At 35.0% G+C, this 14,819-nt stretch carries 6 protein-coding genes; 5 read left to right on the top strand and 1 reads right to left on the bottom strand.

The features are described 5' to 3' along the window. Nucleotides 1-26 precede the first annotated feature (26 nt). Nucleotides 27-3,170 carry a VPS10 domain-containing protein gene (locus tag ABVM52_RS08690; protein ID WP_405385025.1) on the bottom strand — a complete coding sequence of 1,048 codons (3,144 nt, stop codon included), beginning with the start codon at nucleotides 3,168-3,170 and terminating at the stop codon, nucleotides 27-29. A gap of 274 nt (nucleotides 3,171-3,444) precedes the next feature. On the opposite strand from ABVM52_RS08690, the gene ABVM52_RS08685 reads away from it, so the two are divergent. The 5 genes from ABVM52_RS08685 to ABVM52_RS08665 all read left to right on the top strand — a co-directional run bounded on the left by ABVM52_RS08685 (nucleotide 3,445) and on the right by ABVM52_RS08665 (nucleotide 14,817). Then, on the top strand, nucleotides 3,445-4,749 hold the full coding sequence (locus ABVM52_RS08685) for an alpha/beta hydrolase family protein (RefSeq protein ID WP_405385024.1): 1,305 nt from the start codon (nucleotides 3,445-3,447) through the stop codon (nucleotides 4,747-4,749). A 271-nt stretch (nucleotides 4,750-5,020) separates the two neighbouring features. Then, nucleotides 5,021-6,358, top strand: coding sequence for a DUF5723 family protein (locus tag ABVM52_RS08680; RefSeq protein ID WP_405385023.1), 1,338 nt, complete (start codon nucleotides 5,021-5,023; stop codon nucleotides 6,356-6,358). A gap of 59 nt (nucleotides 6,359-6,417) precedes the next feature. After that, nucleotides 6,418-7,824: a hypothetical protein gene (locus tag ABVM52_RS08675; protein WP_405385022.1), complete on the top strand. Its 1,407-nt coding sequence runs from the start codon at nucleotides 6,418-6,420 to the stop codon at nucleotides 7,822-7,824. 251 nt (nucleotides 7,825-8,075) lie between these two features. Continuing rightward, the gene (locus ABVM52_RS08670; RefSeq protein ID WP_405385021.1) at nucleotides 8,076-9,509 is read left to right on the top strand and encodes a hypothetical protein; all 1,434 of its coding nucleotides are present in this window, start codon (nucleotides 8,076-8,078) and stop codon (nucleotides 9,507-9,509) included. Between the two features lie 25 nt (nucleotides 9,510-9,534). Beyond that, nucleotides 9,535-14,817 (top strand): Calx-beta domain-containing protein, encoded by a 5,283-nt coding sequence (locus ABVM52_RS08665; RefSeq protein WP_405385020.1) that lies wholly within the window; start codon nucleotides 9,535-9,537, stop codon nucleotides 14,815-14,817. The last annotated feature ends 2 nt before the right edge of the window (nucleotides 14,818-14,819 follow it).

The following is a 14,819-nucleotide window of genomic DNA, read 5'->3' as shown; positions in this document are numbered from 1 at the left end:
ATAGAGAGGTTTTTATTCATGGATTTTTACTTTCCGTCTTCAACAAACAAATAGTTTAAGTTCAACTCGTTAAACTCTTTATTGAATTCTTGAAGTTCAGATGATATAACGTTATTAAAAATTTGAAGCTCCTTGTTTATTTTAGCTGTCAACTCGTTCTTCACCGCAATATCTTGCTCCGTAGGTGGAAAATCGTCTATAGAAACCAAACTGTTCAAATGACCTAACTTATTGGTTAATTTTATAGGGAAGTTCAATGGATCCTGTCTACTTCTGTTTTTTGTTTGATATAATGCCTTCTCTACCTCGCCAAGCTTTTCTTTCATTTTTTTGGCCTTTTCTATCAACTCGGTAGTTCTTTCATCATCTTTATACTGCTCGGTAAATGCATTCAATTGTGCCGTAACATCTCTAATCTTTTTTATAGATTGATGCGCATTTTCAATAGTAGTATTGATATCGGTAATAAAATCGTATTGTTGCTGCATTTCTGCTACAGAACTCTCTGCTCTTGGGTCTGGCAAAATGGTAAACGTTTCGCTGTTATTAGTCCCGTTCACATTCAAGTGTACTTTGTAATCTCCAGGCACAGCTTTGGCACCGTCAAAACTAGCCCACCAGAAAATCATTCCTTCGAGTTTCGCAGCTCCTTTACCGCGCGTATCCCAAACAAAAGTGTTGCCCCCTTTGTTAAGGTCTAACTTCTTGTCTTTTTTCTTTGCCGTAGAACTATAGTTAGCCAATGTATCACCAGCCATATTAGTATACGTTAATTGCACGGTGTCTTTTTCAGAATAGTTCTTCAAAAGAAAATGGGTAATGACGCCGTTCTCCAAATTTTGACCTGAAGTTTTTGATGGCTTCTTAGTTGCCCTACCTTTTGTACGGTATGAATCTTTTGGTTTGAACAAAATGGTATTCGCATTCTTCTTGCTTTCATCTAATTGATGCAACACCGTTAAATCATCTATTATCCAAAGGCTACGACCTTGCGTTGCTACAATTAAATTATCATCTTTAATAGTCAAATCTGTAATTGGAACAATAGGTAAGTTCATTTGAAAAGGAGACCAACTAGCTCCGTCATTAAACGAAACGTACATACCTGTTTCGGTACCTGCATATAACAAGCCTTTCTTCTTAGGGTCTTCACGCAATACTCTAGTAAAATGTTCAGAAGGGATACCGTTCGTTATTTTTGTCCATGTTTTGCCATAATCCGTGGTTTTATAAAGATAAGGCTGAAAATCGCCCAACTTATATCTTGTTGCGGCAACATAACATGTACCCTCATCAAAGTTTGATGGTTCTATACTGTTGATCATATTCCACTCTGGCATATTAGAAGGCGTGACATTTTCCCAAGTTGCACCAGAATCTTTAGAAACATGAATTAATCCGTCATCACTACCTACCCATAACAGGCCTTCTTTCAACGGACTCTCATTTGCCGTAAAAATGGTACAGTAATATTCCACACTGGTATTATCTTGAGTTATTGGTCCGCCACTAGAACCCAATTTCGTTGGGTCGTTTCGTGTTAGGTCGCCACTTAAAACCTCCCAGCTCTGACCCTCATTTTCCGATACATGTACGTAATTAGAAAATGTATATAATTTCTTCGGGTTATGTCTACTAAATAGAATGGGGAAATTCCACTGAAAACGATACTTCATAGCTTCCGCACCAGCACCCATTGGGTTGTCTGGCCAAACATTGATACCTCTTACCGTTTTGTTTTTATGATTGACCCTGGTTAAAAATCCGTCATAACTACCACCATACACAATATCATTATCTTTTGGGTCTACAGCAATCCAAGCAGATTCACCACCGGCAGTTTCTTCCCAATTACTATCATCAATGGTACGCCCATCACTTCTGTGGTCTATTCTTAAAGTTGAATTATCTTGCTGTGCCACATAAATTCTATAAGGAAAAGAATCATCTGTCGTAACCCTATAAAATTGTGCCGTAGGCTGATTGTAGTAGGTACTCCAAGTTTCACCGCCATCATAAGAAATTTGAGCACCGCCATCGTCGCCAATGATCATACGTTGCGAATCTTCAGGTGAAATCCACAAATCATGATGATCACCATGGGGCGCATTGAACGTATTGAATGATTTACCTCCGTCGGTCGACTTGTGGTAGTTCACATTCAACACATACACCACATCCTCATCTTGCGTATCGGCATATACTCTTGTGTAATACCATGCACGCTGTCTCAGCTTTCTTTCCGAATTAACGATTGACCAAGTTTTACCTCCATTTTCGGATCGGTACAAACCACCTTTTTCCTTATTCTCTACTATAGCCCATACCTTTTCTGAATTCTTAGGAGAAACGGCTACACCAATAATACCCAAAGTATCTTTTGGGAAACCTTCATTTTTTGAAATCTCTGTCCAAGTTTCTCCACTATCCATACTTTTCCAAAGAGCAGAACCGTCACCACCACTTATTAAACTGTAAGGGGTACGTTGTGCATGCCATGTAGAAGCATACAAAATTCTTGGGTTGTTAGGATCAAAGGTCAAGTCTACCGCACCCGCTTGCTCGTTTACAAACAATACCTGCTTCCAATTTTTACCGCCATCCGTACTTTTATAAATACCACGGTCTTTAGTCGGCTTATAAATATCGCCTAGAACCGCTGCATATACCGTATTATAATCTGTAGGATGTACGCGAAGTCGTGGTACATGCCTACTTTTTTCCAACCCAGCCGTAGCCCAAGTTTTACCTCCATCCTCGGTTTTCCAAACTCCGTAACCTGATGATACGTTACCTCTTAAGGTTTTTTCTCCACCACCAACATATATAACGTTCGGGTCACTTTTAGCTACCTCAACGGCACCTATACTTCCACCGAAATATCCATCGGAAATATTGTCCCATGTACGACCGCCATCTAAAGTTTTCCATACTCCGCCACCTGCTGCGCCAAAGTAAAACAAATTAGGCTCGCCAGGCACACCAGTTACCGCAGCAGATCTACCACCACGAAACGGACCGATCAATCTATAGTCTAAGCTAGAGTATAGCTCTTCTGGATACGTAGGAGTAGCAGTTTGTGATTTTTTCTTTCTTTGAGATAGTACCGATAACGGCAATAGCAGACATGCCAGCAAGAATATGCTAGCATTGGTAAGGTGCTTTTTCATTTTAATAGTTTGATATTAGTCTTCTCTAAAATTAAACATTTTGTTACGCAAATGTTGATTTTAAGATTTTATTAGCATCTCTAAAGAAGCTTAATTATCACATTATGAATTCCACCGTCCATTCCGTAGACAATCTTCAATCAAGATTTAAATTTCTAAGTATCATTAAACGAATTGATAACTTATCTTAAAAAAATACAGCAATTCAACGTTTTAAAACTAAACAGTTAAATGTTTAAAGTATTCTTATATTTAAGCCAACAAACTAACAATTATGAAACTTAAAACGCTTTTATTTTCGGCATCGTTAATTACCCTCCTTTTCAATGGGTTAACAATTAGCACTGTAAATGCCCAAACCAATGATTTTTTATATGGAGACCAATTGCCCGATGCCCCGGAACTTAGTGCAAGAGGCGAATATAAAGTTGGCGTACAGACCGTAAACCTTGTTAACCCTGATCAAATAGATATTTTAAATTCGAAAGAAGGTAAAGATCCAACCTATGACAGACCAATTACTATTGAAGTTTGGTATCCTGCCAGCGTAAACAATGATGCTAAAGCAGTTGTATATGATGAAGTAATGGGAACAAGAGGCGATACGCTTAGACCATTAACGCCGTTTACCTTTAAAGGAAGAGCTTACAGAGATGCCGATGCTTTAAAAGGGAATAAATTTCCTTTGGTGGTAGTATCTCACGGTTATGTAGGTTCTAGATATCTAATGACCTATTTAACGGAAAACCTGGCTTCTAAAGGGTACATCGTAGCAGCTATTGACCATACCGATTCTACTTTTAAGGATGCGAACGCATTTCAAAGTACTTTGCTCAATAGACCTAAAGACATTCGCTTTGTAATCAATGAAATGGAAAAACTAGGAGCTAAAGGTTCTAAAAATAAAATAGCCGGACTAGTAGATGTCAATAACACGGCAATCATAGGATATTCTATGGGAGGATACGGAGTATTAAACGTTGGCGGAGCCGGATATAGTGCTGGTTTAGGACAATTTTTTACAGGAATGACTGGCGGTAGTTCTGCAATTTCCGTAAATCTTGCTGGAAATGCGGAATACGAAAAATTAGCTGATGCTAGAATAAAGGCTATCGTAGCATTTGCTCCATGGGGAATGGAACGAGGAGTTTGGGATGCGGAAGGATTAAAAGGATTAAAAACACCTACTTTCTTCATTGCCGGAAGCCAAGATGATATATCCGGTTACGAAAAAGGAATTAAAGCAATTTATGAAGGTGCGGTAAATGCAGACCGGTACTTATTGACTTATGAAAACGCAAGACATAATGTAGCACCTAACCCACCACCAGCAGAAGCGTTAGCGCCTGGTTTACATATAGATGAGTACTACAGATATGCAGAACCATCATGGGACCAACGAAAACTTAACAACGTTAACCAACATTTTGTAACTGCTTTTCTTGGACAACACCTTAAAAACCAAGACAACGCCAAATTTTTGGAGTTGCAAGAAAACTCAAACGAAAAAGACTGGATAGGTTTTAAGCCAAGATCTTCTACGGGTATGGAGTTGTTGCATTCATCACCAATGAAATAAAACCTAAATAATTAAAATGTGATTCTTTAAACCAAATATGACAGCGATTTGGTTTATATCATCAGTGAAGAATATATTTCAAAAAAGAGTCATGTCCGTAAAATCATACCTGAATCGTATTACTTATAGAAGGCATTCAGGTATGTTTTTTATGCAATTTTACGTCACCTTCCCCTAGTTTCATTAATAGTATTAACCCATATATACCCATCAAAGGGTATTTCTTTCCGTATAATTCTCGCATAGTTTTGAATGATATAAAACTAATATCATGAAATATTTTGCCTTTATACTCCTTTTACTAAGTATTCAACAAATTCAATCCCAAGGTACAATTGGATATCAAACAGATAACTATAGTGGAATTCATGGCCTTTTCCATAATCCAGGTAATATCGCAGATTCAAGAGTTAAAACAGAAGTAAACTTTATATCAATCAATAGTTTATTGGCTACCGACTATACTTATCTAACGTTGGATAATATATCCAACCTACTTGAGGATGGTAGTTTTTCCGGTTTGGAACGGTTTCCATCCAATCAAAATGAAATTATGGTAAATGCAGAAGTATTAGGACCCTCATTTATGTTCTCTCTAAACGAAAAAAATAGTATTGGCTTATTTACACGTGTGCGTTTAGCCAGTAACTTTAATAATGTTAACGGAGAGTTATTTGAGGGCATATATGACGGTTTTCCAAATAACGATTTTAACTTCAACCAAGAATATTTAGACTTTACCACACATGCTTGGGCAGAGATTGGCATATCATATGGCCGAGTCATTTTTACAAACGCGAACAACTTATTTAAAGGGGGTGTTTCCTTAAAATACCTTATTGGCGGTGGAGCTGTACAGGGAAATTCCAATTCATTGTCCGGCACCTATGATACCCAAAACGAACAGGTAGCCTTGACCGGTAATTTTTCATATGGTATGAGCTATGACGATGAACAAGAGGCGGAAGAATACTTTAATGAATTAACGTTTGGATTTGGTACCGATGTTGGATTTGTTTATGAATATAGGACCAATACAAGTTTAGCAGATTCCAACGCTAACAATCCCAGGGGTTTTAACCAATACAAATTAAAATTTGGTTTATCTATAGTTGATATTGGAAGTATTACATATTCTAATGCACAGCTTACGAATTATACCATAGACACCATGGTTAGCGCACAAGAACTTGAAGAAGATTTTATTGATGTTTTGGATAATAATGCCACGCAAAATACTATTAATGAGCCTATTAAAATATCGCTCCCTACTTCCATGAATATAAATGTGGACTATAATCTTTATAAAAAGTTTTATCTAAATATGAATTACCGGCAAGGACTCGTCAATAAAGAAGCCTACTTCAACAATAACACTTTAAACCTGTTCACCTTTACACCCAGGTATGAGTCCCGCATCTTTGGTGCCTATTTACCAATATCTACAAGTAGTTTAGGTAAAACCGCACTAGGTGCCGGTATTAGAATAGGTCCTTTGTTTTTTGGGTCTGGTACCATATTGTCTAATATTTCAAAAAAATCCAATATGGCAAATGTTTACCTAGGGCTAAAATTGCCAGTATATCATAAAAGAAAAAACAAGGCCTAAGTTTCAAGTAATGAAATAATTAAAGTAATTTCTTATTTTGTAGAGATAAAAGCCTAACAATGAAATATTCAGTTCTATTTTTATTTATACTGCTATTGCACAACCAGATTAAGGCCCAAGGTTTTCAGGATATCGTATTAGAGGATATAGATGAACTATGTATGGGACAACAAAGTGAAGCCGCTGATCAGGAAGCAGAAGACATTGTGGACCAAATGATGGCGCAAATGCAATTAAAAAGGGTCTTCAAAATTAGAAAATGTAGTAAAATACAAAATGCAGTTGCTACCATTCAAAAAGATAATGATAATAATTTATCACCCTACATTCTTTACGATCCAAGTTGGTTAAAAAGTATGGCAGACAAGTCTAATACAGATTGGGCATCCATTGGAGTACTAGCGCATGAAGTGGGTCATTTTTTACTATACCATACGTTAAATAATAAGGGCAGTAACCCTAGATGGGAAATTGATGCCGATAGGTTTGCAGGTAAAACATTGGCCATGATGGGCAGTACTTTGGAAGAAGCCCAAAGTATGTTTGACAATTATACATTAGAGGAAGACAGTAGAACACATCCCGGTCGTGAAAAGCGCCTAGAGGCCGTAAAGATTGGTTGGATGAACGTAAACAATCCTACCAAAAACATCATATTAAATGAAAATACCCAAGAAAGGGATATTAGTACCGATCTAATCTTTAATCGTTATTTCAAAGAAATGGGCGGGCTTAAAAACATGGGACAAATAAAACAATTGAATTTTAAAGAGGTCATTTCAGAAAAGTTGGGGTTATCTAAAAACCAGAACGAACATAACTACACATATGAATATGAAATGGGACCAACTAAAACTAGAGTGGTATCAAGAAATTTTAGCGACCCTATTGAATATATGGTCGTAAACAACGATTCACTTTCCTATAAATATGTAGATGAGGATAATTGGAAAGAAGGAGCTCCTAAATTAGGAACTACCGCCAATAGGGACCCTTATGATTTCAAAAAACAAATACGTCCAAGCCTTTTTTATTTTTTTGATGATTTTATATGGATATCCAATCCTGAAATCACTGATTATAGAAGAAGAAAACACATAAATGATGAGGAGTGTTTTACCGTAGAGCTTCCACAAGAAACTTTAGAGCAGGGTAATCTTAATAAAAAGGGAAAACGGATTATTCTGACCAAAAGATATTACTATAGCACCTATACAGGTTTATTGCATGCTATTGAAGAAACGGAAAAAATAACGGAATATAAAAGAGGGCAACCAAAAAATGGATATACCAGAAAAACTGAATTAGTATTTAAAGAATATACCGCTGTTGATGCCATAACACTACCCACAAAAATTACCAAAAAAATCTCTTTTTATAAAAGTGATATTCTTCAAGATAATGAGACCATATACCAAGAGCGAAAAATTTCAGATTTGGCATTAAAACAAGTCTCTAATCTTTAAAATGTAAAGAAATTTCCTACTAGCTTTTATTAACTTCCATTCTTTTTGTAAGAATCTGATTATTAGTCCTTAACGATAAAAATACCTATTAACGGGTATTTTTAAACCATAAGGAGCATATTATATTTGAGTAATCGACAAAACCACTGTTTATTCGGTGTAATCGATGAAATACACTATTTATTTTAAGATTCTTTTTATACATTTAAAATCCCCTAAGCAATAACAACCACCAAACTACCCATACCAAAATGAAAATAAATCAACTCCTGATTTTATCATTGTTTTTTTTGCTTCCATTTATATCCTATTCACAAACCGGACATGGGTTTGGTTTTGACAATTACAATGGTATATATGGGGTCATTACCAATCCTGCAAATAGTGCACAATCCAAATATAGATGGCATATAAATGGCGTATCTTATCATCAAATGGGGATAGCAGATTATGGAGCTATTGATTATTTTGATATAGAAACTAATCCTAACGCATTTAATGGCTTAAATTTTTCGGAAAATATTGACGAATCATCAAACGCCAATTTTATGGTGTCAGATTCGGATGTTTTATTACCCTCTGTCCTATATAATATAAATAACAATCACGCAGTAAGTCTTATATTAAGGTCCAGAGCGTTCTCTGATTACACAGGGTTTAACGGTCAGTTGTTCTCTGCTTTGAATAATGATTTTGAAAATGCAGAGGAAGCCGCCTTTAATTCAACCTTTAATAACACGAGTAATTATTGGAAAGAAGTAGGGTTAAACTATGCTTTGGTCCTTTTAAATTCAAATTATCATTTTATCAAAATAGGAGGAACTGCAAAATATTTAATGGGCAGCAAAGCTGTGGAGGCTAGAGGAACCATTACCGGAAATTATACCCCTAGCACTTCTGGCAACGTAACCATTACAGATTTAGATCTAACCTACCTTTCAACGACCGAAAACAATTTGCCCAATAATCCAAAAAAGTTCTATACAACTGCCTTTGGAAATTTTGACAATAATGGAACAGGTTATGGCGGTGATATAGGCCTGGTTTATGAATGGAGGCCTAGGGAAACCAATCGGGTAGATGTAAGGAGCAACGCAGGGGCCATTAATACCTATAAATTAAAGATTAGTGCAGCCGTTTTGGATATAGGGCAGATTACCTATGAACATATGGCCAATATAGAACCTAAAAGGGGTGTTGGTTTAGATCAGTTGACGAATACAAATGGGGCCACAATTTCTGTTGAAAAAAATGAAATTATAGATAATGGCTTGATCAATGCTTTAAAAGCCAATACCAATGTTTCTCCCAATCCGCAACAAGGAGAAGTAACCTTTGTACTTCCACAGACACTTAATATTGGTTTGGACTATATCATATTCAATGACAAAAGTTATTACGTGAATATCAATTATATAAAATCTTTGACTAAAAACGATGACCTATATACCAATAGTAGATTAGACCTAATAACATTAACACCAAGATACGAAACGCAAAAGTTCAGTCTATACCTACCCATTACCTATGAACAAGGTTCCAGTGACATATATGCCGGCTTTGGCCTGCGATATGGCCCAATAACCATAGGTTCTGCGGCTTTGAGCAGTTTGGTTATGGATGGCAAAATGAAGCATGTTTACTTTGGACTAAACCTACCCCTGTTCCAAGATATTTATAGATAATATTTAGGATTTAAACTATAATGAAATGAAAAGTAAAATAGTATTCTTATTATATTTTTTGGCTGTCAATATAGGCATTGCCCAAGTTACCTTAATTCCGGATTCCAATTTTGAACAAGCATTAATTGACCAAAATTATGATGACGTACTTGATGGTAGTGTGCTTACATCAAATATTCAGAATATTACATTCCTGAACTTAACAAATGATGATAACTTCAATATCAATGAAAATGAAATTGGTCTGGGAATTACAGATTTAACGGGCATTAAAGATTTTACAAGTTTAGTGGAGCTTTGGGTTCAGGGTAATGACCTAACAAGTTTAGACCTGGAGGGACTAACAACGATTGAGGATATTAGAGCGTTCTATAATGATATTGAGAACCTTAATATAAACGGACTTACGAATCTGGAAATTGCCGGACTTGATTTTAACAATATAGCCTCATTAGATCTTTCTAGCAATACCAGTTTAAGAATATTTGATATTGCCAATAACAATCTATTGTCATTGGACATTAGGGGCTTGAGTGCACTGACCAATATGAATATACAGAACAATCCGCAATTAAACTGTATACAAGTAGAGGATACCGCAAGGGCAACTAGTTTAAATAACAATACGAATTTTAGAAGAAACGGATCAACGGTATTCAGTGCCAATTGTCCTAGTATATATACGCTAATACCAGATGTAAATTTTGAACAAAGTTTACTGGATCAAGGAATAGATACTGAAGGAGGTATACCAAATGGCAGGGTGTTGACTTCAGATATCAGTTCCATTACAATTTTAGATATTTCCAATGAAGGAATCAATGACCTAACAGGAATAGAAGATTTTATATCAATACAGGATTTAAACATAAGTTTTAATGATTTAAACGCACTTCCTCTCCAAAACAACACATTACAAATAATTAGGGCCAATGAGTGTAATTTAAGCGGCAAACCTATTTCATTTATAAATGGTGGCACCATATTACCCAATGTGACAACATTAGAACTCCAAAACAATACTATTGGTAACAGTGGCACCATCAGTTTTACAGGTGTACCCAATGTATCTTATTTAGATGTACGCTATAATAATTTTAATAGCATTGTAAATCTTTCCCAATTAACCCAACTAACAAATCTGAATGTTGCATTTTGTAATCTTAGTACAATAGATGTATCCCAAAATTCATTATTGGATACTTTGTACATTTTTGGCAATAATTTAACAAGTTTAAATACCAATAGTAATAGTTCATTATCCCTTCTACTGGCCGGTGGCAACAACATAAATACAGTAGCTTTAAACAATAATACATTGTTGACCACTTTAGATCTCTCTGACAATAATCTAGGATCTATAACCTTACCGGAAACGACCACATTAGAAGAATTAAATTTGTTTTCAAATAATCTTTCCTCATTGGACATTTCTGGTGTAGACAGCAATTTAATAACATTTAACGCCATAGAAAATTTGGCCTTGACATGTATTCAAGTAAGCGATGTAAACAATGCTAATAACCAGGCAGGTTGGCAAAAGGATAGCGGAACAAGCTATAGTGTGGATTGTACAGCATCTACTGCATTTGGTGTTTTAGCAAACTTAACCAATGCAGGTAATACCCCTAATTATGAAATTACCGAAGGCGAAACATTTACCTTGAACTTTGATGCTGATAATAATGCTACAAATGGAACCCAATATAATCCTATAATAGATTTTTCTATAAACGGGAATTCTAACGTAACAGACTTTAGGTTCAATGGAAACGAAACCACCATACCAAATAGTCCATTTACAGTGAGTGCTATAAATCCTGATGGCAGTATATCTGTAACGGCGTTTGATGATGGTATTGATGAAGGAGACGAAGTTTATACAATAACAGTAACTTCTTCAGATACAAACTTATTTACCATATTAGAACCCAGCATCTTTACTTTGACCGTTAAGGATAAGGGTCAAAATCAAGTGAATACGTTAATAGCAGTAAAGCTTTTTGAGAATTCTGTCAGTGACAGTAAAGATGCATTACAAGCTCCATATACACTTATTGAGGGTGGTTCAAATATTAACTTCGGTTTTGATGTTTTGAACAAAGAAACTACCGAATTATCTAATTATAATATAAATATTACCACTTTCGACGATAGCGCAATTGCTACTAATAATGATTATAATACTATAAATGAAAATTTAACCATTACTACTAACGATACTGGTTTTGATTTCTACTCGTCATATCTAGCAAATTTAACAGCCTTAAATGATGATAGTCTTGATGAACTTGATGAAACATTTTTTGTTGAAATATCACCTCCAGATAATACATTCTCCCTTGTAGACTATAGTACAAACCCTGAAGGAGAAGTTTTGAACCCTGGTGAAAAACTAATAATTGAAATTGTGATTAAAAACTCTAAAATATATTCAGGTTATGAACTTATAATTTTTGAAACAGAAATAAATGGTGATTTTGAAATAGAAAATAACGAATACACTGTAAATGAAGGGGAAACGCTTCTAATTAACTTTAATGCAAGAACTCCAAATAATGCGGAAAACTACGAGATTCCTATAATTTTTTCAATATCAGAGGATGGAGCAGTCCTAAATCAAGATTACGAATTAAATTTTGGTAGTAGTATTACTACAACAATTAACAACAGCGAAAATCCAGATGGTATTTTAGAAATAAAAATAAATACTGATAATTTTAATGAACCAGGACAAGAGACCATAACGCTTTTTTTTCCTGGAGATGAATTTGGGAATGGCCCATATGTTTTTGACAATTATGACCCCAATTCTTTTGATTACTCTGGGCTTACAATAACGATTAAAATAAATGATGTTAGTCTAAATAATTCAATACTTGCAGAGCTTGAAAATACTGGGGGAACAGAGGGCAACGGAATACAGGCAGGCAGAGATGGTGAAGAAGTAGATGGAGAAGGATTTGACACCTTTACTTTAACACTTAAAAAGAATGATGGATCTGAGTATAATACTACTCAAGAATTAACTTTTCCCATAACTTTCAGTCCAGATTTAAGCTTACCTGAAAATCTAAGAGCAGAAATAATTAATTATAATCAAAGTGGGCAAATACCAGCAGAAAATGATATAAAATTAATCGCTCCTTCTGAAATTATCAATACTCCCCCTAGGCCTAATGAATCTATAACTTCACAAATTGTTATCCCAATTGGAGCCTCAAGTGGGTCAATTACATTAGCCCTACCACAAGAAAATGAATTTGATGATGCACATGAATATTATTTAGCAACTGTTCAGGAACCAAATGAGGAAATTCAAATATCACTACCTAATCCTTTACAAGCAAAAATTATAGACGACGAAGGCAAATTTATAGTTCATTATACGTTGGATGATTCAAATATGAGCGTAGCTGATGGCCCTGGTGCTGGTTGCTGTGCTCACAATACTATTGAAGAAGGAGATGCCATTAAGTTCTCATTTAATGCGGAAAAGGGTGCTAAGCTTAATGAAGAATATAAAATTGAAATAGTATATAGTGATGGAACTAACCCAATTAATTTAAGTGCTGCCGAAGAAGGTTTAGAGAATGATTATTATACTACTGCAGCACATGAAGACATTATCAATAGTAACGGTTTAGAGGCAGAAATTATAACGGCAACTGTTGGTGAGCAGAATCCGGATTATGATTTAGTTATACAAACAAACCCCGATGATGATGAAGTATCAGAAAGATTTGGAATCGAATTAAAATCATATAGTGATAATTTCAATTTACAAGCTACCAGGCAGTATTATAGAGACTATGTCATATTACCAACAGTAGAAGCTTCATTGACTATTGAAGATGCGACAGCCGACGAAGAAGACTACATTAACAATAAGGGGCTTTTTAAAATAAAAATAGATGATCTAAATGGTGCCAGTACTAATATTGAAATAGCTTATCTCATTGAAGGAACTGCCGAAAATGGTAATGACTATATAACTATTGAAGGTTCAGTATTGTTCTCAGTTGGAGATTTGGAAAAAACAATTGAAATAGAGGCAATTCCAGATGACATTCCTGAAGATGAAAAAACCATTATTTTGACACTCTTAGATGGTCAAGGCTATACGGTTGATAAAAATAACAATAGAGGAACTGTTGTCATTCCAAGAAACGATCAAGATAAAATACAATTTAAGGTTGATATTAATCCTTTAAATGATCAGATATTTGAAAATCCACTTCAAAATAATACCGGAACTTTTGAAATTAGTATTGACCCTCCAAACACCTCGGGAATCGATTTAAATGTAAATTATTCATTTATTGATGATAATGAATTATACCCTGCCATTGAAGGGGACAATAATGATTTTACCCAAAATGGTACAGGGGTTTTAACTTTTAAAAGTGGAGAATCAAATATTCAAACAATAACTGTAGTGGCTTTGGAAGATCCTGATTCGGGAATTGAAGAACCAGAAACTATTACTATGTTAATAAGTGAAGGAGAAAGATATCAAGCTGGTGCCAAAGCAAAAATGGAAATTGTTAGTACAGAGTTTGATACAAGCAGTCTTAATAGTACGGCACTTCAAGTTTCAGTTGCTACAAATACTTGTGCGGATACAAATGAAGGAGACGTGACTATAAAAAACAATTCTGGCTTTGATTTTATAGCTTCAATCAACAGCTTAGGTATGAAATTGGAAATTGAGCGTAACAAAGAAGCAACATTTACAAATCTCCCATCTGGCAGGCATTTGGTAACATTTAAGTTTATTGATGAAAATATAGATATTATACCCCCGTCATATGAAGTTTTCATAAAGGAACTTAATGGGTTAAATCTTTCTGGCAAACAAGTGAATTTAACTTCAAAAATGGTTGACTTAAAAGTTTCCGGGAGTAGAAGATATTCTATTTTCAACGGTTTCAAAGAACATGTATTTGAGTTTAAAGATTTTAAAGAAAAAACTATTTCAATTCCAATAATAAACGGAATTAATGATATCACTATAACAGGAGAAGCTGCTTGTCAAGGTTTGGTAAAAACCCAAGTTGTTCTAAATGAGATTTATGCTTTTCCAAACCCTACAGATAGTTTTTTGACATTTTCAGGATTCGTTTTAGAAGAGCAGGCACAGGTCATAATTACTGATTTTTCAGGAAAGAATTTTTTAAACACTATCCTTAATATAGTAGACGGATCAATTGAAGTAAATCTATCAACCTATCCGACCGGAATATATTTTGGACAAATACATACTAAGTCCGGGCAAAACATAAAGTTTAAATTAATTAAAGATTAAAA

This window comes from Maribacter sp. LLG6340-A2, assembly GCF_045057105.1.
Lineage (GTDB): Bacteria > Bacteroidota > Bacteroidia > Flavobacteriales > Flavobacteriaceae > Maribacter.
This window is presented reverse-complemented; position numbering and strand designations above follow the sequence as displayed.

Coding starts and splice junctions, on each gene's coding strand:
- ABVM52_RS08690 (WP_405385025.1), bottom strand. CDS start 3,170: ATGAAAAAGCACCTTACCAATGCTAGCATATTCTTGCTGGCATGTCTG.
- ABVM52_RS08685 (WP_405385024.1), top strand. CDS start 3,445: ATGAAACTTAAAACGCTTTTATTTTCGGCATCGTTAATTACCCTCCTT.
- ABVM52_RS08680 (WP_405385023.1), top strand. CDS start 5,021: ATGAAATATTTTGCCTTTATACTCCTTTTACTAAGTATTCAACAAATT.
- ABVM52_RS08675 (WP_405385022.1), top strand. CDS start 6,418: ATGAAATATTCAGTTCTATTTTTATTTATACTGCTATTGCACAACCAG.
- ABVM52_RS08670 (WP_405385021.1), top strand. CDS start 8,076: ATGAAAATAAATCAACTCCTGATTTTATCATTGTTTTTTTTGCTTCCA.
- ABVM52_RS08665 (WP_405385020.1), top strand. CDS start 9,535: ATGAAAAGTAAAATAGTATTCTTATTATATTTTTTGGCTGTCAATATA.